Annotated in this window: 17 protein-coding genes; 11 read left to right on the plus strand and 6 right to left on the minus strand. The window is 43.3% G+C overall.

Annotation, left to right across the window (positions count from 1 at the left end; translation table 11 throughout):
- Positions 1 to 63 precede the first annotated feature (63 nt).
- Positions 64 to 3,231 carry an efflux RND transporter permease subunit gene (locus FSB76_RS21475; protein WP_147056974.1) on the plus strand — a complete coding sequence of 1,056 codons (3,168 nt, stop codon included), beginning with the start codon at positions 64 to 66 and terminating at the stop codon, positions 3,229 to 3,231.
- Between the two features lie 437 nt (positions 3,232 to 3,668).
- Positions 3,669 to 4,241 carry a hypothetical protein gene (locus FSB76_RS21480; RefSeq protein WP_147056976.1) on the plus strand — a complete coding sequence of 191 codons (573 nt, stop codon included), beginning with the start codon at positions 3,669 to 3,671 and terminating at the stop codon, positions 4,239 to 4,241.
- A 188-nt stretch (positions 4,242 to 4,429) separates the two neighbouring features.
- Here the strand turns inward: FSB76_RS21480 and FSB76_RS21485 are convergent, their stop codons facing one another.
- Positions 4,430 to 5,623, minus strand: a complete 1,194-nt coding sequence (locus FSB76_RS21485; RefSeq protein ID WP_192910092.1) for a pyridoxal phosphate-dependent aminotransferase — start codon at positions 5,621 to 5,623, stop codon at positions 4,430 to 4,432.
- A 90-nt stretch (positions 5,624 to 5,713) separates the two neighbouring features.
- On the opposite strand from FSB76_RS21485, the gene FSB76_RS21490 reads away from it, so the two are divergent.
- The 4 genes from FSB76_RS21490 to FSB76_RS21505 are packed head-to-tail and all read left to right on the plus strand — an operon-like array spanning position 5,714 to position 9,000.
- Entirely contained in the window at positions 5,714 to 6,688 is a 975-nt protein-coding gene (locus tag FSB76_RS21490) for a cation diffusion facilitator family transporter (RefSeq protein WP_147056978.1), read from the plus strand.
- Positions 6,688 to 7,131 carry an NUDIX domain-containing protein gene (locus FSB76_RS21495; RefSeq protein WP_147056980.1) on the plus strand — a complete coding sequence of 148 codons (444 nt, stop codon included), beginning with the start codon at positions 6,688 to 6,690 and terminating at the stop codon, positions 7,129 to 7,131. The genes FSB76_RS21490 and FSB76_RS21495 overlap by 1 nt, the downstream gene beginning before the upstream one ends.
- Positions 7,128 to 8,393: an adenosylmethionine--8-amino-7-oxononanoate transaminase gene (gene bioA / locus FSB76_RS21500; protein ID WP_147056982.1), complete on the plus strand. Its 1,266-nt coding sequence runs from the start codon at positions 7,128 to 7,130 to the stop codon at positions 8,391 to 8,393. Before FSB76_RS21495 ends, bioA begins: the two co-directional genes overlap by 4 nt.
- Position 8,394: 1 nt before the next feature.
- On the plus strand, positions 8,395 to 9,000 hold the full coding sequence (locus FSB76_RS21505) for a hypothetical protein (RefSeq protein WP_147056984.1): 606 nt from the start codon (positions 8,395 to 8,397) through the stop codon (positions 8,998 to 9,000).
- A gap of 94 nt (positions 9,001 to 9,094) precedes the next feature.
- Here the strand turns inward: FSB76_RS21505 and FSB76_RS21510 are convergent, their stop codons facing one another.
- The 4 genes from FSB76_RS21510 to FSB76_RS21525 all read right to left on the minus strand — a co-directional run bounded on the left by FSB76_RS21510 (position 9,095) and on the right by FSB76_RS21525 (position 14,499).
- Positions 9,095 to 10,975 carry an LTA synthase family protein gene (locus FSB76_RS21510; RefSeq protein WP_147056986.1) on the minus strand — a complete coding sequence of 627 codons (1,881 nt, stop codon included), beginning with the start codon at positions 10,973 to 10,975 and terminating at the stop codon, positions 9,095 to 9,097.
- 68 nt (positions 10,976 to 11,043) lie between these two features.
- Complete coding sequence (locus FSB76_RS21515; RefSeq protein WP_147056988.1) at positions 11,044 to 11,688, minus strand: hypothetical protein; 645 nt, start codon at positions 11,686 to 11,688, stop codon at positions 11,044 to 11,046.
- 74 nt (positions 11,689 to 11,762) lie between these two features.
- Positions 11,763 to 13,865, minus strand: coding sequence for a ComEC/Rec2 family competence protein (locus FSB76_RS21520; RefSeq protein WP_147056990.1), 2,103 nt, complete (start codon positions 13,863 to 13,865; stop codon positions 11,763 to 11,765).
- 298 nt (positions 13,866 to 14,163) lie between these two features.
- Positions 14,164 to 14,499, minus strand: a complete 336-nt coding sequence (locus tag FSB76_RS21525; protein WP_090653238.1) for a MerR family transcriptional regulator — start codon at positions 14,497 to 14,499, stop codon at positions 14,164 to 14,166.
- A 347-nt stretch (positions 14,500 to 14,846) separates the two neighbouring features.
- On the opposite strand from FSB76_RS21525, the gene FSB76_RS21530 reads away from it, so the two are divergent.
- The 3 genes from FSB76_RS21530 to FSB76_RS21540 all read left to right on the plus strand — a co-directional run bounded on the left by FSB76_RS21530 (position 14,847) and on the right by FSB76_RS21540 (position 19,741).
- Positions 14,847 to 15,572: a hypothetical protein gene (locus FSB76_RS21530; RefSeq protein ID WP_225976266.1), complete on the plus strand. Its 726-nt coding sequence runs from the start codon at positions 14,847 to 14,849 to the stop codon at positions 15,570 to 15,572.
- Positions 15,573 to 15,683: 111 nt separating this feature from the next.
- Entirely contained in the window at positions 15,684 to 17,546 is a 1,863-nt protein-coding gene (locus FSB76_RS21535) for a transglutaminase-like domain-containing protein (protein ID WP_225976267.1), read from the plus strand.
- An 8-nt stretch (positions 17,547 to 17,554) separates the two neighbouring features.
- Positions 17,555 to 19,741, plus strand: a complete 2,187-nt coding sequence (locus FSB76_RS21540; RefSeq protein WP_147056994.1) for a DUF3857 domain-containing protein — start codon at positions 17,555 to 17,557, stop codon at positions 19,739 to 19,741.
- A 654-nt stretch (positions 19,742 to 20,395) separates the two neighbouring features.
- On the opposite strand, the gene FSB76_RS21545 is transcribed toward FSB76_RS21540, so the two are convergent.
- Positions 20,396 to 20,611, minus strand: a complete 216-nt coding sequence (locus FSB76_RS21545) for an addiction module protein (RefSeq protein WP_147056996.1) — start codon at positions 20,609 to 20,611, stop codon at positions 20,396 to 20,398.
- A 624-nt stretch (positions 20,612 to 21,235) separates the two neighbouring features.
- On the opposite strand from FSB76_RS21545, the gene alaS reads away from it, so the two are divergent.
- Both alaS and gatB read left to right on the plus strand, forming a co-directional pair.
- Positions 21,236 to 23,923 (plus strand): alanine--tRNA ligase, encoded by a 2,688-nt coding sequence (gene alaS, locus FSB76_RS21550; protein WP_147056997.1) that lies wholly within the window; start codon positions 21,236 to 21,238, stop codon positions 23,921 to 23,923.
- A 1,106-nt stretch (positions 23,924 to 25,029) separates the two neighbouring features.
- Complete coding sequence (gene gatB / locus FSB76_RS21555; RefSeq protein ID WP_147056999.1) at positions 25,030 to 26,496, plus strand: Asp-tRNA(Asn)/Glu-tRNA(Gln) amidotransferase subunit GatB; 1,467 nt, start codon at positions 25,030 to 25,032, stop codon at positions 26,494 to 26,496.
- Positions 26,497 to 26,498 lie beyond the last annotated feature (2 nt).

Here is a 26,498-nt window from a genome sequence, read left to right on the forward strand (position 1 = left end):
TAGATAAGGAAACATTTAAGCGATTGGCAGGATAAATCCCTGCAAAACTTAATAATAAAAAGAATGATTGCAGATACTTTTATAAAACGACCGGTTACCGCGATAGTGATCTCATTGGTGATTGTTATTGTAGGTTTACTGTCAATGAGCAGCCTGCCTATCGGGCAATATCCTGATATAACCCCGCCCACGGTTTCTGTTACCGGTACTTATACCGGTGCCGACGCGCTTACGGTTGAGCAAACCGTGGCAACCCCTGTAGAGGTGCAGGTAAATGGTGTGCCCGGCATGACCTACCTGCAAAGTAATAGCAGTAGCAACGGCCAGATGAGCATGACTGTAAACTTTGATGTAGGTACCGATATTAATATTGCCGCGCTTGACGTGCAAAATCGTGTAGGCATTGCCACGCCTACTTTGCCGCAGGAGGTACAGCGCCTTGGCCTTGTGGTGCGTAAACGTAATCCCAGTATATTAATGCTGGTGGCTATGTTTTCGCCAAAGGGAAGCCATGATGTTACTTTTACAGATAACTATACCAACGTTTTTATAAAGGATGCCATATTGCGTACCAAAGGTGTCGGCGACGTGGTAAGCCGCGCAGATGATTTTAGTATGCGTATCTGGCTCAACCCCGATAAGCTTGCAGCCCTTGGGATGACAGCCGCTGATGTTACCACTGCCCTGGCCGAACAAAATGCCCAGGTTGCCCCCGGTACCGTTGGTGCTACGCCGCAACAAAAAGCACAAACCTTTGAATACTCGGTGCTGGTTAAAGGCCGTTTAAGCAAACCCGAAGAATTTGGGAATGTAATCATTAAAACTGTACCCAGTACCGGCGCCATTGTACATTTAAAAGATGTAGCACGTATTGAACTGGGCAAGTTTAACTACTCGGGTAATTCGTTTGTTGATGGTAAAAGGGCATCGTACCTGCTGGTTTACCAGGCGCCAAACAGCAACTCGCTGGAAACTGCCGAGAACGTTTATGCCACCATGAACGAGCTTAAGAAAAGCTTTCCTGCCGATATTGACTATGTGGTGCCGTTTGAGGCGGTTACCGTAGTAAAGGTATCGGTAAGCGAAGTGGTTGATACCTTGCTTATTGCTTTAGGGTTGGTTATTGTGGTCGTATTTTTATTCCTTCAAAACTGGCGCTCAACATTAATTCCTGTTTTGGCTATACCGGTATCTATTATAGGTACGTTCATTTTCTTTATACCCCTGCATTTTACTATCAACACCTTAACCTTGTTTGGTTTTGTACTGGCTATTGGTATTGTGGTTGATGATGCCATTGTGGTGGTTGAGGCTGTGCAGCATTATATGGACGAGGAGGGGATGACGCCGGTTGAAGCTACCAAACACGCCATGGCCGATATATCGGCACCGGTAATTGCCATAGCGTTAATCCTTGCGGCGGTATTTGTGCCGGTGGGCTTTGTACCCGGCATTGTAGGGCGGCTTTACCAGCAATTTGCCATCACGATAGCTATATCGGTACTGATCTCGGCTTTTGTGGCGCTTTCGTTAACACCGGCTTTATGTACTCTGCTGCTTCGTCCGCATAAAATAGATAATAAATCAAAAGGGCTTAATAAGTTCTTCTTTGTATTTAATGAATGGTTTACCCGCGTAACAGGCAGGTACCGCAATACGGTTGATAAGGGTATAAAAAACTCCAAATTTGTTATTATTATACTGGCATGTATCATTGTTGGCGCGGTTTTGCTCTTTCATAATAAACCATCGGGCTTTATTCCGCTGGAGGATGACGGTCGTGTTTACATTACTTATGACCTGCCCGAAGCTTCATCAACCGTACGTACCGTTGATGTACTGCACCAGATGATGAAAACACTTGACAGCGTGCCTGAAATTGCACATTACGCTGCTTTGGGAGGCTTAAACGCCATTAGTTTTGCCAGTAAGGCCAACAGTGCAACCATGTTTGTGCAGCTTAAACCCTGGGACGAGCGTAAAGATAAATCGCAGCAAATTACGGCCCTTGTTGGTAAGCTAACCAAAAAACTGGCCCGGTTTAAAGAAGCCAACGTAATTGTTATTCAACCGCCTGCTATACCAGGTTTGGGCAGCACCGGTGGTTTTTCATTTATCCTGGAAGAAAAACAAGCCGGGGGAGATATCAAAGTGTTTGAAAAAACACTGAAAACCTTTGTTGGTGAAGTTAACAAACGGCCGGAAATTGCCAGGGCCTTTACCTTTTTTACGGCAAGTACACCTGCTTATCAACTAACTATCGATAGAGAAAAGGCCAAGAAACTTGGAGTATCAATAGCCGATGTTAACAGTGCCCTGCAAACGTACCTGGGCAGTACCTACATAAACGATTTTACCATTTACGGGCGAAACTTCAGGGTGCTTGCGCAGGCCGATACCGCATTTAGGAGCAATGTAAGTAATATTGGCCAGTACTTTGTGCGTAACCAGTTTGGTACTATGGTACCCTTAAGTACCCTTACATCTTATAAGGTTATTGAAAATTCGCCGTTAATTGCGCATTATAACCTATTCCGTTCGGCCGAGATAAATGGTAGTACCAAACCGGGTTACAGTAGTGGTGATGCTATAACTGCCTTAAAAGAAGTTGCGGCCAAATCATTACCCCAGGGTTTTGGGTACGAGTTTTCGGGCTTAAGCCGCGAGGAATTACTATCCGGATCAAAAACGGTTTACATATTTGCGCTGTCAATCGGGTTTGTATTCCTGTTCCTTGCTGCTTTGTATGAAAGTTGGTCGGTTCCATTCTCGGTATTGCTATCGGTACCATTAGGCGCGTTTGGGGCTATCCTTTTCCTAAGTTTCTGGCCCGATCTTACCAACAACGTTTACGCCCAGATTGGTTTGATAACCTTGATAGGGCTGGCCGCCAAAAACGCCATTTTGATTGTGGAGTTTGCCAAAGAGCGGGTAGATAAGGGGATGAACCTTGAAAAAGCAACTCTTGAGGCTGTAAGGCTAAGGTTAAGGCCAATCATCATGACATCAATGGCCTTTATATTGGGCGTTGTGCCACTGATGATAGCTTCCGGTGCCGGTGCCGAAGCCAGGAAAACCATCGGTTGGACGGTATTTGGCGGCATGCTAACCGCTACATCGCTGGCTATATTTATTGTGCCGGTTTTATACTACCTGATTACCAAATTTGCTTACGGAAAAGAGAAGCTTGCAGAAATGGAAAAAAATTACAAACCCGAAAAAGGGCACTAACCACAAGCTTAATTTTTAATTAAATTGTAATAAAACCAAAAAGAGAGGCCGAAAAACCTCTCTTTTTGGTTTTTGGCAAGCTGCCCAATTAATTATTGTCCGGCGCATTTTACACCATTTTAGTTTAAACCAAACAGAATTTCTTCATTTGAATACACTATCGTGAACAGTAGTGTTCCTTTTTTCTGTACATTAATTTGATGTTAATTTAATTGTTAAAATTGGTGTAAAATTGTTGTTTAAAGATAAAATAGGGCATTGATAATCAATGTTTAAGCATCTATTTTTTGTAACATACTTGTTATGAATCTCCCGGTTTTCATTCGTCATGCCAATCTCACAAGCGCCAAAAATGGCTACAATGGCAAAGTATTTGTAAAAGGGCTATCAACGCGGCCAAAATTTTAACCGCAGACTATTTACTAAAAAATACAACTATGAAAACAATGACAAAAATTATAGCCGGTGCTTTTACAGCAGCAGCTATTTTTATCGGATCAAATGTTAATGCTCAAACTACTCCAGCCAATAAATTACGTTTTGGTATTGGTTTAGAAGCTGGTATACCAACCGGCGACATTCATGATTATTCAAAATTTGAATTAGGTGGTACAGGACGTTTACAATATGGAGTAAATAACAACGTAGCCTTAACGCTGACTTCGGGTTACTATAATTTCTTTGGTAAAACTTACACTTCGTCGGTAACTACACCAACGGGTACAGCCACATCTACATTTAAAGCCCGGTCGCTGGGGATGATCCCTGTTAAAGCCGGTGTTAAAGCATTCGTATCTGATGGTTTCTATCTTTCGGGCGAGGCTGGCGCAGGCTTTGAGGTTCACCCAACAGTTGCAGGTGGTGATAAAAATACCAAACTTATTCTTTCACCAGGTTTAGGTTATGCAACCAAATCATGGGATATAGGCGCTCGTTATGAAAACTTCTCTGGCCAGGGTAATAACTACGGTCTGGTAGGTTTACGTTTAGCTTACGGGTTTGGATTGTAACATTGTCTGAATCAGAATTTTCAGAATTTGAGAATGAACAGAATCCACAATTCGCTTTTAATAAGCTGTTTACCCTGTTCAGTAAAAAAGGGAGAATGCAAAAGGGATCGTCGTGACGATCCCTTTTGCATTATTATATTATTTCAGATTCTGAAAATTCTTTAATTCTGTGAATTCTGATTCAGAATTTACGCCAGTTTTCCCAACGCTTCTTTAATCCTTCTTACCGCTTCAATCAGCTTATCTTCAGCTGCGGCATATGATAACCGGATAGCGGTAGGATCGCCGAATGAATCGCCGCCAACGGTGGCAACGTGGGCTTCTTCTAAAAGATAAATGCTTAGTTCATCAGCATCTTTAATGGTTTTGCCATTATAGCTTTTACCAAAGAATGAAGTTACTTCGGGGAAGAAATAGAAAGCACCATCGGGCAGGTTAACTTTTAACCCATCAATTTCGCTCAATAACTTATAAACTATATCGCGGCGTTTTTTAAATGCGGCGCGCATTTCCAGTACTGTTTCTAAACCACCTTCGTAAGCGGCAACACCGGCACGCTGTGTGATTGAACAGGTACCAGAGGTTATTTGTCCCTGCATTTTATCGCAGGCAATGGCTATCTCTTTATTTGATGCAGTGTAACCAATTCTCCAACCCGTCATAGCAAACGCTTTCGACCAGCCATTAATAATAATCACACGATCTTTAATGTAATCAAACTGGGCTATTGATTCATGTTTATCAACATAGTTGATGTGCTCATAAATCTCATCGCTTAAAATGTATACATGCGGGTGTTTTTCAAACACCTTTGCCAAGCCTTCCAGTTCATCTTTACTGTAAACGCTGCCTGTAGGGTTACAAGGCGACGAAAACATAAACAATTTGGTTTTAGGGGTGATGGCAGCTTCTAATTGCTCAGGGGTAATTTTAAAGTTTTGCTCAACGGTAGTGTTTATAAAAACGCTTACACCTTCGGCAAGTTTAACCACCTCGCTGTATGATACCCAGTAAGGGGTAGGGATAATTACTTCTTCGCCCGGGTTAACCAAACACAGCACCGCGTTGGCGATCGCTTGTTTAGCTCCTGTCGAAACTACAATCTGGCTAAAATCATAATCAAGGTTGTTCTCATTCTTTAGCTTGGCAACAACAGCCTTGCGCAGTTCAGGATAGCCCGCTACAGGAGTGTAGTAGGTAAAGTTTTTATCCATGGCCTGCTTGGCAGCTTCTTTGATGTGTTCTGGTGTATGAAAATCAGGCTCGCCAAAGCTCAAACTGATCACATCCACGCCTTTTGCGGCAAGTTCACGGCCTAATTTGGCCATTTTAATTGTTGCTGATTCGGACAGATTATTTATCCGGTTACTTAATGCGCTCATATAAATTATGTTATCGCGGCAAATATAGAAAATAACTTTACTGCTACTTACGCTTGTTATTTATAAATTTGCGGCCTAATAAAGATTGTTTTGAAGGAACAAAAAAGGATCATATTAATTTCGCTGATTACGGGTATAGTGTTGATGATGGCGAAATTCGGGGCTTACTTCTTAACAGGTTCCAATTTTGTATTAAGTGATGCGGCCGAAAGTATTGTTAATGTAATAGCCAGTTCCTTCGCTTTCTTCAGTATATACCTTGCAGCACAGCCACGCGATGAAAATCACCCTTATGGGCATGGCAAGGTAGAGTACTTTTCGGTATTTATTGAAGGATCACTTATTGGCATTGCCGGGCTCATCATTATCGGAAAATCTATTTATAGTTTAATTCATCCCGAAAATATTCATGATTTGCTTACCGGTGCGGTTATTATTGGCGCCACGGGTGCTATTAACGGTGCTTTGGGGTATTATATGATCCATAAGGGAAAAGTGTTACGATCGATAACGCTTGATGCAGACGGGCATCACCTGATTGCCGATATGGTAACCAGCATTGGCCTGGTGGCGGGTTTATTATTGATCCACTTTGTGGGCCTGGTATGGCTCGACAGTGCTTTATCTATATTGGTAGCCTTGTATTTAATTTATAGCGCCTACAAATTGGTAAGGCGTTCTGTAGGCGGCCTTATGGACGAAGCCGATATTGATGTAGTTAACGAAGTAATAAAGGTATTAAGCGATAAGCGCCGCGATGCCTGGATAGATGTGCATAACCTGCGCGCCCAAAAATATGGTCATGAGTTGCATATCGACTGTCACCTTACGCTACCCAGTTATTTTGATTTGACTACGGTGCATAACGAGGTATCGCTGGTTGATAAAATGATTAACCAGGAGGTAGGTATAAAAACCGAATTATTTATCCATACCGACCCATGTTTGCCCAATTGCTGCCACTATTGCAGCATGCCCAATTGCCCCATCAGGAGCGAGGCTAAAACAGAAACAATTGAATGGACGATGGATATTGTAGTGCGAAATAAAAAACACTTTGAATAATGGCAGCGTATTTTAATGTAAGAGTTTACGGCCTGTTGCTTAATGATAACGACGAATTGCTGGTAAGCGATGAGCAGGAATACGGCATGCAATTTACCAAATTTCCTGGCGGCGGCCTTGAATTGGGCGAAGGCCTGGTTGATGGGCTGAAGCGCGAATTTATGGAGGAGTGCAACCTGGAAATTGAAATTGTAGGACATTTTTATACAACTGATTTTTTTGTAAAATCGGCCTTTAACAATTCGCAGGTCATCAGCGTTTATTACCTGGTACGTAGCGTAAGCCCGGTAAATTTAGTTGCCAAAACCGTAGCATTTGATTTTGACGGGGAAGGTGAAGTGCTACAGTCGTTTAGGTGGATAAACTTAACTGCGTTGAGTATTGCGGATTTTGCATTCCCTACAGATAAACGGGTAGTTGAACTTTTACAGGATGAGTTATGAGCCTTACCGAACGCGACCTAAAAGTAATATGGCACCCCTATACTCAAATGAAAACCGCGGCGCCCCCCGTGCCCATAGTAAGGGGAGCGGGCGCTTTATTGTTTGATGAAGAGGGTAAGCAATATATTGATGCGGTATCATCCTGGTGGGTAAATATCCATGGGCACGCGCATCCGTATATCGCGCAAAAAGTAGCAGAGCAACTGCAAAAACTGGAGCATGTGATCTTCGCGGGGTTTACCCATGAAGGTGCTGTTGAATTAGCCGAGCGGTTATTGATCCATTTGCCCGATAACCAGCAAAAAGCATTTTACTCCGACAATGGCTCAACAGCCATCGAGGTAGCTATAAAAATGTGCCTGCAATACTGGAATAACCAGGGGCAGCAGCGTACCAAAATATTGGCTTTTAACAATGCCTACCACGGCGATACCTTTGGTGCCATGGCTGTAAGCGGCCGCAGCGCATTTACCAGGGCATTTGATAGTTTATTGTTCGAAGTAGAGTTTATTGATACCCCCAACAAAGAAAACATCCAAAGTCTCAGATCTCAAATCTCAAATCTCAAATCCGACCTGGCTTGTTTCATCTTCGAGCCCTTGGTGCAGGGATCTGCGGGCATGCTGATGTACGGGGCCGACTATTTGAACGAACTAATGGCCCACTGCAAGCAGGAAGGTGTGCTGATGATTGACGACGAGATTTTCACCGGGTTTGGCCGCACAGGAAAATCATTTGCGTGCGATTATCTTAATGTACAGCCCGATATTATGTGCTTTTCAAAAGGCCTGACGGGCGGTACTATGGCATTAGGTTTAACAACCTGTACCCAACACATCTACGATGCTTTTTTATCTGATGACCGCCTGAAAACGCTTTTTCACGGCCATTCTTTCACGGCCAACCCTATAGCCTGCGCGTCGGCACTGGCAAGCCTGGATTTGTTTGAACAGCCCCAAACAGCGGCAAATATCCAGCGGATCGTCAACGCGCATGCGGCATTTGCGGGGAAAATTAAACATCACCCTAAAATAAAAACCGTGAGGCAAACCGGTACCATACTGGCCATGGAGTGGGAAACGGGGGACAACACCTCTTATTTCAGCTCCCTTCGCGATAAATTATACCATTACTTTTTAGCTGCCGGTGTTATATTACGCCCCCTGGGTAACGTAATTTACATTTTACCGCCGTATTGCATTACTGATGATGAACTACAGTATGTTTACAGCAAAATAGAGCAGGCATTACAAGAAATATAACATGTTATTAAACAAACTTCTACCGCAAATAATAGCCGATAATCAGTTACACTCGCGCTGGCTGAATACGCTGTCGCTGATGGAAAACACCGGAGCCCGCAAAATTTCGGCCAGTGAAGATCCGCTTACGGTGACCTATATTATATTGAAGCATGCTGCCGAAGAGCACCGTCATGCCTTTTATCTCAAAAAACAACTGGAAAAAACAGGAGTGGAGCTGCCAACCTATGCCGCCGAATACCTGCTGGCCCCCGGCTCAAGTAAATACTATTTAAACCAACTGGATATTGATGTTTGCCGCTACCTTAAAAGCGAATTAAGCCTTACAGGTGCCGAACTTCGCTTTGCCGCCTACCTGCTGGTAACCTATGCCATTGAAGTACGTGCCGATGAACTTTACCCCATTTACCAGGCAGCCCTTGACGAAGCGGGCAGCAAGGTAAACGTAAAATCAATTATACTGGAAGAAGAAGGCCACCTGGAAGAAATGCTTAACCAGTTGCACAAATTCTCGCCCGATTGGGAAAAATACGCCAATAAAGCTGTCGCTTTTGAAACCAGGTTGTTTGAAATGTGGGTGGAACAGTTGGGAGCGGCGATCAGTTAAAACTGTCAGAATCAGAACTTACAGAATTAGAAAATTTCTAGAATTTTTTTTCATTCTCCTTATTCTAAAATTTTGTAAATTCTGATTCAGACAATTAAAAACCCATATACTCCGTATACACCTCCTGCAAAAAGGCCTTGCCGTATAAAAGCACGTTATCGGTAGTCTTCGCATCCGCGTTTTTATTGCGGGTGTAAACTACCCTGCGGCCCGAGTTATCGTATGATACCACCTGCCGGGGTGTCATAAAACAAAAGCCGTTGTCCCAATCAAAAAAAGCGAAATCTTTGGTGGTGGGGTTAAGCAAATCTTTCGACCATTTGAACTGCTGATGGGGTAGTCCAAGCTGGGTAAGCAGGGTAGCGGCAATATCTGTTTGCCCGCCCAGTTTGTTAATCTTTTTGCCCCGGTATTCGGGTTTTATCACTTCGCCCAAAAACAGCAGCGGGATATGGTATTTTACAGGATTATAAGCTTCAGATACATTGCGCGGCAGGCGGTGGCCGTGGTCGGCTACTAAAATAAACAGCGTATTTTTATACCAGGCCTGCTTTTTGGCTTGTTCAAAATATGCGTTGAGGCACGAGTCGGTAAAGTAGGCTGTACTCCTGAACTTGTTGCTGGCATCACCCGCATCGTCGTCTTCCGGAAAATGACCTTTTACGGGCAACACAAAAGGCTCATGATTAGTAGATGTTTGCAGGTAAGTAAAAAAAGGCTGCTTTTGTTGTTGGGCAAAATCCAGGTGTTTAGCAAAAAGCACATCGTCATAAACCCCCCATTGGGTTTTAACCTGGCTTTTGTCGAAGGCCAGTTCGTCGGTAATATGATCAACCTGGTGGTTTTTCATAAACAGGTCAAAATGCATGTAATTGCTTTTGCCGCCATAAAAATAGGATGTTGGGTACCCCGCGGTTTTAAGCGATGACGCTATGGCCGGCAGCTTTTTGTTTTTTAAAGTATCGGCAACAATAGTACGAATGGCCTGCGAAGGGAAGCCGCTCATGATAGATACAATGCCTTTATCGGTCCTGTCGGCAGATGAATAAATATTGTTGAACAGGATGCCGTTTTTAATAAATTTTTCAAAATTGGGGGCCACGCCTTTATCGCCGCCTAATGACTCAATCACATCGGCAGTATAGCTTTCTATCTGGATAATGACAATGTTGGGCCTGTTGGTGGTAAGTACGTTTCGTGTGCTGTCGGTATTATAGCTGTAGGCCTCCTGCACAATCCGGGTAGCACTGCCTGGCTGCATAAACACGAAGGGGTTATAAGGGCGACCAAGGTTTTCAACCACATTGTTAAACAGGTTCCATTCGGTATTAAGCGCTGCCTGGTTCAAAAATTCATGGTCAGAAAAATAAGCCGAATTTTGATCGACAGGTACCGGTTGCAAACCGCCCCTCATCAGCAAAAAATTGACGAAAAGGAGTAAGGCGATCAGCACCGCTTTCAACCGTGGTTCAACGGCGGGCTTTTTAAACTTAAAATCGATGATTTTTAATGACAGGAAAACCCCCGATGCCAATAATATAATACATATAAAAACACTCCTGCCCACCGGCGATGAACCTGTTGAGGCAAATGCTTCGGATGGCGCATCGTACAACGATTTAAACACCCTGAACACCACCTTGGTGCCCCATTCGCGAAAAATGTTGAAATTAAGCCCCGTATTTAACGAGATAAAAAACAGGCAAACCCAAACATATATTTTTAGCCAGATAGGTTTGATGTGTGTATTTGGTATGCACCAGTTAACCAGGAAAACCAACAGGGGTATGGCGCTGATGTAGGCTGCTGCCGACGCATCAAGCCGAAGGCCATAAAAATAGGTTTGTATGATGTCGCTTAGGTCGGCATCTTTAAGTTTAGGCAGAAAATATAGTTCGAACGCCAGCCGGGTTATTGCGAAGAACAATAACCAGAATAAAAAGAAGCGCACTAAACTGAAAAGGTTTCTTAACATACAGGGGTACAAAAGTAGTACTTTACTGCAATGTTAAGAAACCTTTAGTTAATTGTTAAAGCAATGGCTTACCTGCCGCCGCGCATGGCTTTCAAATCGTCAAGGGTTATCTTTTCAAAATCGGCAGGGATGCCAAATGTACCTGCAGGAACTTTTTGCTCGGTTACACCGGTAACAGTTACCTCGGTTGATTGGCCCTGGCTGAATGATGTATATTGAACCGGGAAACCGCCAATGCCCTGGTAGTATTTAGCTACACCAGCCAATGGTATTTCAATATCATTGGTGATCCAGATATCGTAAGTTTTGCTTGTTTTTTTATCAGTAGCAACAACTTTTTTGCAGTTAAAGCCATTGATAACCTTAGTTTCGGTACCTGGTGCAAAAGTAAACTGAGGTAAACCAGCCATTGCCTGGTCAATATCATCTGGTGTTGCAACGGCTGCCTTTTTGATATTGGCAACAGGAACATCAACCAAAATTACCATAGACTTAGCACCGGCATCAGTCAAAATTTTGATGTTGGCGGGGCCGTTTGAAAAAGCGAAGGCGTTTGAATCTGCCCGGAAATAACTTTTAGCATTTATTTGCTGCCCCATCATGGCTGTAGTAAAGTTTACTACACCTTCGGTGTATTTTTTTTGTGCGCTTGCACTCATTACAGTTGCGGTAAGGGCAAGGCCTAAGGCAACACTTAAAAATTTTATCCTCATTGTTTTAATTTGATTATACCAATTTACCTGTTTTCAACATAAAGACAAATTTATTGGTAGTTAGTTTAATGTTGTTAATTAGATACTATAATAAGCGAATTGTTACGTTTTAAAATTTTAAAGTTTACATTCAGTGCCTTTGCACCGGCAGAAAACCTTTCGACAGTTTGGTTGCTGTTGCTGCCATCAATAATCAATGTTTGGTAGTCAAAGTTACTATTTACCGCTTGTAAACTGACGTGCGGATTGCCGGTAATATATAAATAACTGGCTATCAGTTTACCCGGTTGCCGTTGGTTTTGTAATTGCTTATCAAATATAATTATCCTTTTATTATAAAACTGCATTAATGCTCCCTGTTTTTTAAACCATGTTAAACTGATGTTTTGGTTTAAACCTATAATGGTAGTATGCGCCACCTGCGAACTATCTAAATACGGCTGCACCGAATATTTGTAATTTTTATTGGTATCTGCAAGGTTGGTAAGTACAACCGCACTGTTGCCATTTTTAAATACAATGCCTGTGTTTTTGCGCAGGTTTAAAAACGCGATAGAATGAGCATTTTCGGCCAGGTATCTTTTCAGGCTGATGCTTGTGGCAAAAAGCAACAGGCTGGTCAGGCTAAGTTTTAAAAGCCATGTTTTTTTGTTGTACAAATAATAAAACCCACTTATAATAATTATGTAAAGCAATAAATACTCTGGCACTGTAAGCCATATTTTACCAATGCTGGCGAAAGGCGCATATTCAATAATTGCCAGCGCTTTGTTCATGAACAATATGGCATATTCCAATAACCGCGCCAGTAAAGTTGATAGCAGGGGCACCGATGAAAGCGCCAGGTAAGCAACCCCGCTGTACATAATAACCGATGTAGGTATAATAATGAGCAGGTTGCTCAGTGAAAAATAAACCGGGAACTGGTGAAAATACAATGCGCTTAGCGGAAACGTAATAACCTGCGCGGCTATAGATACCGAACAGGCCATCCAAACTTTATCTGCCCATTTATTTTTAAACGTCAGCCATTTGTAAACAACCGGCTGTAAAACCACCAGTCCGGCCACAGCCAGGTACGATAGCTGGAAACCAACATCGGTAATTAAAAGCGGATTATACAATAACAGCGCGAATGCCGATACGGCCAGGATATTAAGCAAATTGATATACCGGGCATAGGTTTTGCCGATGATAACCATGCTGATCATCGCCGCCGCCCGGCACACGGCAGGCGAGAAGCCGCTGAGTAGCGAATAATACCAGATGAGTGCGATAATGATAACCGCTTTTATTACCCGGCCATGCCGGTAGCCATTCAAAAAACCAAGGGTAAATTGCAGCAAAATATAAATGATGGCCACATGCGCGCCCGAAACGGATAATACATGAATGGTGCCCGTTTTGGAATAGGCCTGCAAAATATCGCTGCTCAAATCGGCTTTGTAACCCAGTATCAAGGTTGATGCTACTGCTATGGCGCCGGGATCGTGCATTTGCTGTTTAAAGCGATTAATCATTTGCTGTCGTAGCCGCAGCGAAAAGGCGATGAGCGGGTTGCCTGTGCCATGTTTTATAACCCGATACATACCCGGGTATAAAAAGGCCTGGTAGTAAATATTTTGATGCGCCAGGTATTGTTTATAGTTGAATTCGCCGGGGGTAAAGGGGGGATCGATAGGAGTGTACTTCGCCGGGATAACCAACTCATCGCCATATTGCAGGGATATGGTTGCACTGTCTTTAATGGTCACCAAGATTGTGCCGGTAACAGGCATTGATTGTTTATTGTTGACGCTTTGCCCAACCGTTGCCGTAAACCTTATCAACCCGTTTTTGAGCTGCGGTTCGGTATTGATTTTTATGGAAAGATATTGCGCCGGTGACCTGGAAAAATGCCTTGCATCGTTCAGTTCGTTATTATTCACGGCGCAGATACAGCCTGCCGAAAACAGGATGATTGTGATTAGTAACCCGCCAAGCCACCTGGTTTTATAAATGGCCAGCCGCTGGTAGCTTAAATTCAGCAGGATAAAGGCAATACCCAGACCGCCGAAAATGCTCCAAAGTAAAGGCAGGTATGCGGCCGTAATAAAGCCGATACCTGAGGCTATCCCCAGTAAAAAGGGCAGGAGCAATACAACAAAAGGGATCTCGCCTTTATGGTTCGCGATCATTTATGATATGGTGAAAGCAATAAAGATATGTTTTAGGGGGATATTTATATAGGTGTCCGGGGAATTTTTAATCCCCTAAAACGATACTGCAAAAAGTATACAAATCTTGATAAAAAGAAAATGTCATCTCGATGGAGCCTGGGCGGGAAGAGCGAGGTGCGACAGAGAGATCTTAGACGCCCTACATTTCACCAGTTTATCGGAATACAGGGCGTATAAGGTTTCTCCTCACTCCAACGCCCAAATCCACCCCGGTTCGTTCGAAATGACAATTATTATATCAACCGACATAATACGACTACAACTGATCCCTTACTTCCAGCAGGAATTTTTTGATATTTTCGAGCGAATCGATTACCCGCTGGTTTTCTTTGTGGTCGCCGAGGTTGCTTTTCAGGTGTTCTTTGGCGCCGTTCAGTGTATAGCCTTTGTCGCGAATGAGGTGGAAGATTATCTTAAAATTCTCGATGTCCTCGGGAGTAAAATAGCGGTTGCCTTTTTTGTTCTTTTTAGGCTGCAATACATCAAATTCCTTTTCATAAAAACGGATAAGCGATTGGTTTACATCAAACATGGCCGATACCTCGCCCATGGTGTAATACATTTTGCTTATTTCACGTTCTTTGTAAGCCATATATGCAAAGGTATCTTTTTGAAATCGGAATTGGCAATTTCGATTTCGGATTTTTGTCAGCAAAATGTAGATGCATGTGATACGCTTCAACAAAACATCTTGTTAAGTCAGCAGTACTAAGTCGTAAGTCTAAAATTGAATTTTTCTTTTTGGCTGCGAACTTACACAGACACTATACCCTCCAGTAAGTCTTGCGCTTAACCTGCGTTTTTAAAAACCACTCTAAAACGTGTCTCAGTTTTATTTCTCAAAATATTTTGAAATACAGCTTGACTTATTTAACTTTATATTTCAAAGTACTTTTATTTGTAATAAGAGTTCAACGAAAATCAGATAATATAACTGATATGAACAGACTTGAAGAACTATACTACGAGGCGAAGACCGACAAATGGTTTAAACGCTTTGCTGTTTTTTGCCGCATTGCTTTGGCAGCCGGATTTTTGATAGCGGGCATCGTAAAGATCATGGGCGAACGATTTGCCGCCGGTCTGCCCCACAATAATCCTTTAGGGCATTATTTCGATGCCTTGCAACTTACCGGATACTACTATACTTTTATCGGGATTGTCCAGGTTATAACAGCTATCTTGTTACTTATCCCCAGAACTTCCCTGCTTGGTGCATTGATGTATTTTCCTATCATCGTTAATATTTGTGTGCTTACTTATGCCACCCGTTTTGATGGTACGCGGGGCACCACGATGATGCTATTGGCAAGCCTGTTTTTATTGATTTGGGATTATGACCGCTTAAAACACATTTTGCCAGTTAAGCAGCAGCCCAAAACAGATCCTCATGTGGTAAAGAAGCCCCTGGGAATGCGCCTTCGGGTGATGTTTTTTGGAGGTTCCTTTGTATTGGTGGCCTTTATCATCATCGGTACTTTTTATTTATATGATATTGTACCGGGCAATGCCGAAGATGAGTGCAGGAATCAATGCGCCTCCAGCAAAAATCCCCAGGCTTGCCAGGTTTTTTGCGACTGCATTTATAAGAAAGGCCAACCGCTGGATAGTTGCCTGGCAACTTTTGATAAGGCAAAAGATATACGCAAACCGGGCAGAAAGTAGCTAACCTTTTATTAAATTATTCCCCCCATTACTTTTACACGCATCCAAATTCCCAAATCCAAATAATAGTATTATATTTCATCCTCTGATTATAATATGATTTTTAAACGATTGATTGCGTGCGCTTGCTGTACGTTGTTTACCCTGGGGGCGTTTGCTTTAGAAGGCGATTCGCTGGTAACCATAACCGCCTTAAAAAATGAATACCAGTTTAAATGGAACGGCCAGACCAGCAGGGTCGAAATAAAAGAGAAACTGAGTAATACCTACGTGAGCAATAGCTACGGCGTAAGCTACCCGGTATCTGAATTTTATAACGATAACACCAGCATTGATGCCGTAACCTGCAAGGTTGATGGCCATAACTTACGGTCGTTTAAGCCAACCTACACCTATTACAGCCAGGACGATGTCTTTTATTCGGATGCAAAAATTTGCTACTTCCCCATGGATATGCCCAAAAAAGGAAGCATCGGCACGGTCACTTTTGAAGAAACCCTGAATGACCCGCGATATTTTACCTCTATTTATTTTTCGGATGCGGCAATAGTGCAACAAGGCGAGGTAAGCCTTAAAATTCCCCGCTGGATGAAGGTGGATATCAAGGAAATGAACTTTAATTCCTTCGGCATTAAAAAAACTACCGAATATGTATCTGGCGAAGATGCCGATGTTATCACCTATTCGTTTGCGAATATACCGGCCATGAAACGCGAGGCCAATAGCCCCGGCCCAACCTATATTTATCCGCACCTGTTGGTGTTGTGTAAATCTGCGGCGCCGGGCGGCAAGCAGATCACCTATTTCGGTTCTCTTGCCGATCAGTACGCCTGGTACCGCGAACTGGTGAAAAATGTGGCGGGCGATCAAGCCGTAATCAGCGCGAAGGCAAAAGAGTTAACCGCCGGCCTTACCGCTGATATGGACAAGATAAAAGCCATATTTTATTATGTACAGGATAACATCAGGTATATTGCCTTTGAAGATGGTATGGCAGGCTTTAGGCCCGAAAAGGCCGACGAAGTGCTGCGCAAAAAATATGGCGATTGTAAGGGGATGGCCAATTTAACCAAGGCGCTGCTGGTATCGCAGGGTTATGATGCCCGGCTATGCTGGCTGGGTACCAAGCACATTGCCTATGATTACCAAACCCCGTCAATGGCGGTTGATAACCACATGATATGCGCCTTAAACTACAAAGGGAAAATATATTACCTTGATGCAACCGAAAGCTACCTTAGCCTTAACGAATATGCCGAGCGCATACAAGGCCGCCAGGTTTTAATGGAAGACGGCGATAAATACATCCTGAATAAAATACCTTACGCCCCGCCTTTACAAAACTCAACCAACCAGTTAAGCAAGCTAAGTGTAAGTGGCACCAGCCTGGTAGGTAAAGTAAATTATACGTGGAAGGGCGAGGATAAGGAAAGTATTTTAAGCGGCTTAAACAGTATTAAACACGAAAATACGGATAAGGCTATGGTGAAATACCTGGCCGATGATAATAACGATTACACCATTAACAACCTGAAACTAAGCAGCACCGCCAACCCCGATAAGGATTTGACAGCCGCGTTTGACCTGGAGCATAAGAATGCGGTAAACGTGTTTAGCAAGGATTATTACATCAATATCGACAGCCAGAAAGAACTGGCCGACTTTACTTTTAAACCCGCCGTGCGCAAGCTTGATTATTGGTTTGCCTATAAAATGAACATCAACAGCCAAACCGAGCTGGATATTCCGGCTAACTATAAAGCCGCAACTGTACCTGCAGATTTAAACATTGTGAACCCCGATTACGAGTTTCATATAAGCTACACCCAATTGCCCAACAAACTGGTGTACAAAAAAAAACTGCTTATTAAAAATACCAGCCTGCCCAAAAAACGGTTTGAGCAATGGAACCATGATGTGGAGCAGTTGAGCAAAGCTTACAACGAAACCCTGATCCTAAAACCTACAAACTGATATATTAAATGAAACCACTTTACCTGTCACTATTTTTTTTATTCACCACTACTTTAACCTTCGCGCAGGACAATGTGCCTTATGCCGAAAAGGCCGCCCAGTTACAAAAGGAAATCTGGGGCACAACTGCGCCCGAGTTTAAAGTTACCAAAGTTCCCGATAGCCTGAGCAAAGAGAGTGCTGTTGTGCTGGCTCGCTCGTTTAGCCTTAACCGTACATCAAACACCAAAATAAAATTTTTGATTATTACCGCCGCCGCAAGCCTGCGTACCGTTAAACTAAAAACCTTTCACGAGCGTGTAAAAATTAACGACAAAGTATCGCTGGAAGATTACTCAACCCTGGAGTATCAAAAAAAGCTGGATAAAACGGTGTCCTTCTTCCTTACCAAATTTGTGAGTACCAATAACACTTTTATCGGTGCCAAAATTGTTAAGCCAAACGGCAGCGAGGTAATTGTTAATACCGGCGAAGAGGTATTAACCAAAAACGAAACCAAAGACCAAAAGGGCAAACTGGCCATCCCCGGTTTGCAGGTGGGCGATATTTTAGATTATTACGTGAGCACCGTTGATGTTGACGAAAATAGCAAAAACGCATCCTATAAAAACAACGATGATGTTTTTATACTGGCCGATGAGTACCCTGTGTTGTATTACAGCCTCGATTTTCAGTACAATAAAAAAACCGATGTAAAATATATTTATGCCAATGGCGCCCCGCATTTTGATGGCGGCCGCAATGCAGATGGCGACCTCGTGCTGAGCCTTAAGCTGCACAATATGCCTAAGTATAAAACAAACATCTGGGTGTCAGCCCTGCGCCAGTATCCTTATATCGAAATTGGCAGTACGTTTAATAATGGTGCCGATGCATCATATGATACACGGGCGTTGGCCATTAAAAAGGCGTTCAAATATTCGTTCGAGGAGTACTCCGGCTTTAATGAGGCCGAAAAACGCACCAAAGATTATTTTAACACCGGTAAGCCATTTAAAAATAATGCTGCGGATAGTGTGCTGAAGGTGTTGTATGACATATGGAAATTCCAGGTGTTTTGTAATTACGAGGGCGATGAGCTTGACAATATCGATGGGATGAATTACCGTACCGCCCGCAGTGTGCCGGCTGCCATAAGTATGAGTATGATGCTTACCCAATTGGGTATTAGTCATGCTGTATTAATGGTAGCGTCGCGCATGAGCAATACCCTCGATAATATGTTTACTTTTAACGATTTTGATGCCATCATCCGCATAAAAAGAGACAAAACCTATTTTATGAGTTTTGATAATGCGGTTACCCATTTTGGCGAGGTGCCGGAGCGTTTTGAAGGCGAAAAAGTAATTGCCCTGTACCCCGACCGAATCACCAACAAGTACTACACTTTTACCGAAAAGGACGACTCGTTGTCAGTTTCAACCAGCGATAAAAATTTTATTGACGAACAGCTACAGGTAAACCTGCTGCCAGCGGATATGCAAAAACTAAAAATTGCCCGGCAGGTAAGCGAAACCGGTTCAATGCGTCTTGAAGATCAAAAATCCCTGTTGCCGGCCGGCGATATTGACAAAGGTTTACAAGCCCTGATAAAAGGCGAAGAACTATCAAAAAGGATAAAAGGCAAACACAAAGCCGATGAATACTCGAGTGCCTTTGAGCAACAACGCAAAGACCAGTTAAAAGCCTTTACCACCGAAATTAAGGGTAAATACGATCAGGAGCCAACCGAAGTAAAGGATTGCAAAATAATCGACCCGGCGATTGAAAACACCAACCCTGCGTTTAAATACAGTGCGTCATTTGTGCTCAACAACCTGGTGAAAAAGGCAGGTAACAACTACCTGGTTGATGTTGGCAAACTCACCGGCGGTTTTTACAAACTGGACGATACCGAACGCAAGCGCACTATCGACGTTTACATGCCCTGCGCCCGCAGTTTTAAATATACCATATCGCTGGCAATCCCGCAGGGCTATTCAGCCAAAGGAGTAGAAGAACTGAACGTTAAAAAAGAGAACAAAACAGGCTCATTCTCATCAACCGCAAATATAAGCGGCAACACATTAAATATTGTAGTAACCCGTGCCTACGCCCACAACTTCGAAAAAGCCGCCGACTGGCCCGCACTGGTTGAAATGATTGATGCAGCCGCGGCTTATAACGCTAAGAAGATTTTGCTGGAGAAGAAGTAGCGTTTTAGTTAGATGAAGTCATAAAATATCTTGAACCAACTTTAAAAAAGAATCGTCACGAGCGATCGCTTCGTGTCTTATAATGACGTGTTTGTAAGTTGTTGACTGTCAATGCTAAATATTCGTCATTGCGAGGTACGAAGCAATCCCGAACTATGTGGGACTTAGCATGTAGGGGATTGCTTCGTACCTCGCAATGACGGTAGATTGTATCAATAAAAGAGCGCTGATAATCAGTGCTATGTAACGGTATTATTATAGGAAAATTTGAGAAAACTCTGAAGGGGAATGGTACGTTTGCGAAAGACTAACGAAGTTTTAAAACTTCGTTAGTTTGGGATTTTCTTTCACAAAAGTTAAAACCCAGATGATCAAAAATATTTAGGCCTCCTGCTTGTATGGAAAATAGAAGTTATGAAAATTTTATGGTCGATTTCGTCAACCCAATAAATTATCAGAGATGGAAACTTGTTTAAGGAAGCAGCTCGCAGTTCCGATTTATATTTAATAGGGAAATGGAATGGGTCTTTAGCTATCCGGGATAAATAATAATCAATTTCTTTGAAAAACTTCTTTCCTAAAGCAGGGAGTTGTTCTTCATACCAATCGTAAGTTTCAGAAAGTTCGTCTTCGGCCTGTAAAAGCAACTCAATTTCAAACACCTTCGTACTTTTTCCTGATTTCGCTCCACGGACGGGAGGTGGTTTTACCAGCTAAAAAATCTTCTTTTCGTTTAACCATCTCTTTTTCCTGCTCATCAGTTAACTGGTAATCATCGTCGGTATGATATTGATAGTTTAAGCTATCTAAAAAAGCCAGGAGTACTTTTTTTTCCTGTTCATTTTGAATGTCAATTGTTAGCGTCTCCATAATCAAATTTAATCTTTATTTGGCCATTCTCCAAAATTACCAAATATCAAAAAAGATCGCGCGTATCTATGAAATCCATAGATCAGAGGCTGTCTAAAAATAAAAAAACACAACCTCGCTGCTTTATGCCCACCCATGCCGTATTGGAATTTACATAGACATTTAGTTGAACGTGAGCTAAGACTCTCCCGGTCGCCCCGTTGAATAACGTCCGACCATTTTCTCTTCACCTGTCGTGGAAAAAGGGTCTTTGGCGCTAAATATCAATATATTAGAAAGGGAATAAATAATAAATTTTCGAGCCCCTCTTTCCGGCGAAGCCGAAGAGAGGGTGGCGGGCGTAGCCTCGCCGGGTGAGTCTTAGCCAGCGTTCAACTGAATGTTTGTGTAACCCAACACGTCGTGTTTAGTTACAACATTGGCAAACTCTGGCGGCCCCATAACATTTATAGCATGCCCCGGTAAAAGCCCCCTCATTTTGAACAAATCATATAAATCATTTGTTTGAAAAGGTACTCTTCTCAGCAACACGAGGCGTTTTAAAATTGTGACACTTCTCATTTTTTCTCATTTTCAGACTTGCAAACTTTCCGACTTTCCGACTAATAACTACATTTGCACACTATGACAGCTACCGAAATACGCCAGGCTTTTCTTGATTTTTTTGTTTCAAAGGGACACGTTATCGTTCCTTCGGCGCCAATTGTAATTAAAAACGATCCAACCCTGATGTTCACCAACGCGGGGATGAACCAGTTTAAAGATATATTTTTGGGTGAAGCAGCGGCCAAAGCAACCCGTGTAGCCGATACCCAACGCTGCCTGCGCGTAAGCGGCAAGCATAACGACCTGGAAGAAGTAGGTATTGATACTTACCACCACACCATGTTTGAGATGCTGGGCAACTGGAGCTTTGGCGACTATTTTAAAAAAGAAGCCATAGCCTGGAGCTGGGAGTTACTTACCGAAGTTTATAAACTACCTAAAGACCGCCTGTATGTTACCTATTTTGAAGGCGACGAAAAGGAAGGCCTTGAAAAAGATACCGAAACTTACGACCTATGGAAGCAGTTTGTTGATGAAGCCCATATACTGCCCGGCAACAAAAAAGATAACTTTTGGGAAATGGGCGAAACTGGTCCGTGTGGTCCATGTTCCGAAATTCATTACGATAGCCGCCCCGATAATGAGCGTGCCGAAGTAAGCGGTGCTAAGCTGGTTAATGCAGATCATGACCAGGTGATAGAGATCTGGAACAATGTGTTCATGCAGTTTAACCGCTTAAAAGGTGGCGCATTGCAGCCATTGCCTGCCAAACACGTAGATACCGGTATGGGCTTTGAGCGTTTGGTGCGCGTGTTGCAAGGCAAAACATCCAACTATGATACCGATGTTTTTCAGCCGATGATCCAGTTTATTGCGGAGAAAAGCGGTAAAGCCTACAACAGCGCGGCCAAACCCGGTGATGCCGACTGGAACGAAGCCGTTGCCATGCGCGTATTGGCCGATCATATCCGCGCCATCAGCTTTGCCATTGCCGATGGGCAGTTGCCTGCAAGCAATAAAGCCGGTTATGTGATCCGCAGGATCTTGCGCCGTGCTGTGCGTTACAGTTATCAAACATTAGGTTTTAAAGAACCATTTTTTAACCAGTTGGTGCCTTTGTTGGCCGAACAGTTTAAAGGTGTGTTTGATAATCTTTACAGTCAGAAAGATTTTGTGCAGAAGGTGATTTTGGAGGAAGAGACAGCTTTTTTAAGAACCCTTGGTAACGGGATTGCGAGATTTAATGAACGTATAAAATTGCTTACTCATTTAGAGGCGGGACAAAAGGCAACTGGGTTTTATGAGAGCTTTGAACCGAATAAAATAAATGGGGCTTTTGCATTTGAATTGTCTGATACATATGGTTTTCCAATTGATTTAACCGAATTGATGGCGCGTGAGTTAGGCTTTTCTATTGATATAGAAGGATATGAGCTTGCTCTGCAAGAACAAAAAACTCGTTCCCGCTCCGCTGGTGCAATTGACACCGGCGATTGGATCACCCTAAAAGACGATGAAACCTCCATCTTCACCGGCTACGATGAAACCGAAACCATTGCCCATGTGGTAAAATACCGCAAGGTAACGGCAAAAGGGAAAGAGCAATACCAGATTGTATTGGACAAAACCCCTTTCTATGCTGAAAGCGGTGGCCAGGTAGGGGATAAAGGTGAGTTGGTTTTCCCGGATGGCACCATTGTTTTGGTTACCGATACCAAAAAAGAAAACGGCCTTACTGTTCATTATGTAGATAACCTGCCCGAAGATATTGACGATGCTTTAACCGCCATTGTCGATCCTGCTTTGCGCGGACAAACCAATGCCAATCATTCGGCTACGCACCTGCTGCATGCCGCCATGAAACAGGTATTGGGCAGCCACGTAAACCAAAAAGGTTCGTTAGTAAACGACCAATATTTGAGGTTCGATTTTTCGCACTTCGCCAAAGTTACCGACGAGGAACTGGCGCAGATTGAAGCTATCGTAAACCAAAAGGTACGCCAGAATATCCCGCTGAAAGAAGAACGCAGCGTACTGTACGCCGAAGCCATCACCAGCGGCGTAACCGCCCTGTTTGGCGAAAAATATGGCGAGTATGTACGCGTCATCACTTTCGAAGACGAGTTTAGCAAGGAACTTTGCGGTGGTACCCACGTACAGGCTACCGGACAAATAGGCTTCTTTAAGATCATTGCGGAAAGCGCTGTAGCCGCAGGCGTGCGCCGCATTGAGGCCATAACCGGTGTTGCCGCAGAGGTGTTTATCACCAACCAAAGCCGCATGGTTGATCAGCTTAAAGATTTGCTTAAAAACCCTAAAGACCTGCCAAAAAGCATTGAAAGCCTGTTGGACGAAAACAGCAAGCTAAAAAAAGAAATTGAAAAAGCCATCCTCGAAAAATCGTCGGGCTTAAAAAACGAACTGGCGCAAAAAGCCGAGGCTATTAATGGCATCAACTTTATTGCCCAAAAAGTAGCCCTGCCCAATGCTGAGGCCATTAAAAACCTGGCCTACCAGTTAAAAGATATCGTGCCCAACCTGTTCCTGGTACTCGCCGCCGATTTTGACGGCAAACCCAGCCTTACAGTTATGATAGCCGAAAACCTGGTAAAAGAAAAAGGCCTGCACGCCGGCAACATCGTCAAAGAACTCGCCAAAGAAGTAAAAGGCGGCGGCGGTGGCCAGCCATTTTTTGCAACCGCCGGTGGTAGTGATGTAAGCGGTTTGGATAATGTATTGGTAAAAGCGAAGAGTTTTGTAGAGTAGCTGATGCCCTAATCAGACTTACGAAGTTTTCAAAACTTCGTAAGTCTTTCAATACGAGGCTTGCCAAACATGCTGCTTTTTCCTCAAGTCAACCCAACTTTACTTAGTATAAGCGAATAACATTAGCCCGCTCAATCGCCGCGGGAAGGGGCTTGTCACTTTTTTCTTGATAAAAAAGTAACCAAAAAATCAAGTCAGCAGAAATGCTTCTCTGCCGCACTGGCCTTTGCCCTGCAAAACTGCCAAAACCTGGGCTGGGATTATTTTGCCCTCACCCTCAAGGCCCCTGCCGCAAAAACTCCCTATGCCCTGCCACCACACAACCTCGCATCGTTTTGCCAGTTTTCGCCCGAAGCTGTCCTGCTGACACTTTTGGGAAGCAAGTACCCTCTACTATATTTGGACTTTTTTACTTGGATAACGATTTACAATGTCGACATCACAAGGCTTGTAAAATTACATGGTAAATATCAGAGCATTAGCCCCTAACCCCCAGGCGTGGATCTGTAACGATCGGTGTCTCATTACATCAATTAGCAAAAGCAAAAAGCCAATAGGCAATACCAAAAGTTCTGCTATAAATGGTAACGGTGGTGTATGAGAGCTTTTGTACCCAAACAATTGCCCTGAAAAAATACAGAGTAAAATGAATACTCCATAAAATATCCCATAAACGATTTCTCTCGTTTTTACCATCGCTTTTATTTGTTTAGTTGCAATCTAAAAAAAAGTTTGTGAAGTCGAAGAGTGAGTGAGCAAAGAGTTAATCACCCCTGCCAGGTTTCGCCCGAAGCTGTTCTGCTGGCATTTTTGGGAAAACGAGAGGGATTTGAAAAATTGTAGTTAAAATCATGTAATCCTTTAATCTGATAAATCCCGGTTCAGAAAACATTCTGCCAATTCTTAAATTCTGAAAATTCTGATTCAGACCAACCCATATCCCCAAAATCTTAATACTTACTACTCGATACTTACTACTAATTACCCTACCAATCACACCTGCTTAATATTTTTTAGCCCCTATTAAACCCCAAAACCTACCTATACTGTATTAACTTTTATATATTTGACCTTACAATCAGCAAATCACAGCTGAATTTATTTTTATGACAGTTCTCGCAAACGGGATAGGTGAAAAGTACGAATTGGTTGTAGGCCTCGAGGTACATGCCCAGCTATCCACTTTAAGTAAGGTTTTCTCGGCCGATTCTGCCGCTTTTGGTGCCGGGCCTAATCAGCATGTCAGTGCTATATCGTTGGGGCACCCGGGTACTTTGCCTTTTTTAAATAAACGCGCGGTGGAGTATGCCGTTAAAATGGGCCTGGCCTGTAATTGTAGTATCAACCTGAATAACAGTTTCGCCCGTAAAAATTATTTCTACGCCGATTTGCCCAAAGGTTACCAGATAACGCAGGATCATGCACCCATATGTCTGGGTGGTTATGTACCTGTAAAACTGGCCGATGGTACCGAAAAAAAACTTGCCATACACCATATCCACATGGAAGAGGATGCGGGCAAAAGTATGCACGACCAGCACCATGCCGATTCGCTTATCGACCTTAACCGTGCCGGTGTGCCCCTGCTGGAAATTGTTACCCAGCCCGATATGCGCAGCGCCGAAGAGGCCGGCCAGTTTTTGACCGAAACCCGTAAAATACTGCGTTACCTTGATATTTGCGATGGCAATATGGAAGAGGGCAGCATGCGCTGCGATGCCAATATCTCCGTCCGCTTGCGTGGTGCTACCGAATATGGTAACCGTTGCGAGGTAAAAAACCTCAACTCTATCCGTAACGTACAGCGCGCCATTGAGCACGAGTTTGCCCGCCAGGTAGCTGTTATTGAAGCCGGTGGCTATATCGATCAAAACACGCTTAATTTTAATGCCGATACCGGCGAAACATCGGTGTTGCGTAGCAAGGAAATGGCCAACGATTACCGCTATTTCCCCGAGCCGGATTTAATGCCTTTGGCACTTACCGAGCAATACGTTGATAACATCCGTAAAAGTTTGCCGGCACTGCCCAGCCAGCTTTATCATAAATACCTTGACCTGGGCTTGTCGGCCTATGATGCATCGGTTATTACTGCCGATAAGGATGTGGCCCATTATTTTGAAGAGCTGATAAAAGCTACCGACCATTATAAAGCAGCAGCCAACTGGATTATGGGCGCTGTAAAATCATACCTGAATGATCATGACGTAGCCATCAGTAACTTTGCTGTTACCCCGGCCAACCTTGCAGGCCTCATTAAACTAATTGACGCGGGCGTGATAAATAATTCTGTAGCTTCGCACAAGTTATTCCCAGCTATGGTTAAAGAACCAGGCAAAAAAGCCGATGAACTGGCCCAGGAGCTTAACCTGTTAATCAGCGCGGATAATGACGATGTAAACCAGTTTATTAAGGCCGCCATTGCCAAGTTTCCGGATAAGGTAAAAGAATACCAAAAGGGGAAAAAAGGCGTGTTGGGCTTGTTTATGGGCGAGATTATGAAGCTGTCGAAAGGCAAAATAGATCCGCAGAAAACAAACCAGTTATTGATTAAGGAATTAGAAGTAAAGTAGTA

The organism is Mucilaginibacter ginsenosidivorax (assembly GCF_007971525.1).
GTDB classification, from domain to species: domain Bacteria; phylum Bacteroidota; class Bacteroidia; order Sphingobacteriales; family Sphingobacteriaceae; genus Mucilaginibacter; species Mucilaginibacter ginsenosidivorax.

Excerpts from the sequence above, each read along its gene's own strand:
- FSB76_RS21530 (WP_225976266.1), top strand. The coding sequence starts at position 14,847 with ATGAACAGACTTGAAGAACTATACTACGAGGCGAAGACCGACAAATGG.
- FSB76_RS21485 (WP_192910092.1), bottom strand. The coding sequence starts at position 5,623 with ATGAGCGCATTAAGTAACCGGATAAATAATCTGTCCGAATCAGCAACA.
- FSB76_RS21495 (WP_147056980.1), top strand. The coding sequence starts at position 6,688 with ATGGCAGCGTATTTTAATGTAAGAGTTTACGGCCTGTTGCTTAATGAT.
- FSB76_RS21520 (WP_147056990.1), bottom strand. The coding sequence starts at position 13,865 with ATGATCGCGAACCATAAAGGCGAGATCCCTTTTGTTGTATTGCTCCTG.
- gatB (WP_147056999.1), top strand. The coding sequence starts at position 25,030 with ATGACAGTTCTCGCAAACGGGATAGGTGAAAAGTACGAATTGGTTGTA.
- bioA (WP_147056982.1), top strand. The coding sequence starts at position 7,128 with ATGAGCCTTACCGAACGCGACCTAAAAGTAATATGGCACCCCTATACT.
- FSB76_RS21475 (WP_147056974.1), top strand. The coding sequence starts at position 64 with ATGATTGCAGATACTTTTATAAAACGACCGGTTACCGCGATAGTGATC.
- FSB76_RS21515 (WP_147056988.1), bottom strand. The coding sequence starts at position 11,688 with ATGAGGATAAAATTTTTAAGTGTTGCCTTAGGCCTTGCCCTTACCGCA.
- FSB76_RS21525 (WP_090653238.1), bottom strand. The coding sequence starts at position 14,499 with ATGGCTTACAAAGAACGTGAAATAAGCAAAATGTATTACACCATGGGC.
- FSB76_RS21480 (WP_147056976.1), top strand. The coding sequence starts at position 3,669 with ATGAAAACAATGACAAAAATTATAGCCGGTGCTTTTACAGCAGCAGCT.
- FSB76_RS21510 (WP_147056986.1), bottom strand. The coding sequence starts at position 10,975 with ATGTTAAGAAACCTTTTCAGTTTAGTGCGCTTCTTTTTATTCTGGTTA.
- FSB76_RS21505 (WP_147056984.1), top strand. The coding sequence starts at position 8,395 with ATGTTATTAAACAAACTTCTACCGCAAATAATAGCCGATAATCAGTTA.
- FSB76_RS21545 (WP_147056996.1), bottom strand. The coding sequence starts at position 20,611 with ATGGAGACGCTAACAATTGACATTCAAAATGAACAGGAAAAAAAAGTA.
- FSB76_RS21540 (WP_147056994.1), top strand. The coding sequence starts at position 17,555 with ATGAAACCACTTTACCTGTCACTATTTTTTTTATTCACCACTACTTTA.
- alaS (WP_147056997.1), top strand. The coding sequence starts at position 21,236 with ATGACAGCTACCGAAATACGCCAGGCTTTTCTTGATTTTTTTGTTTCA.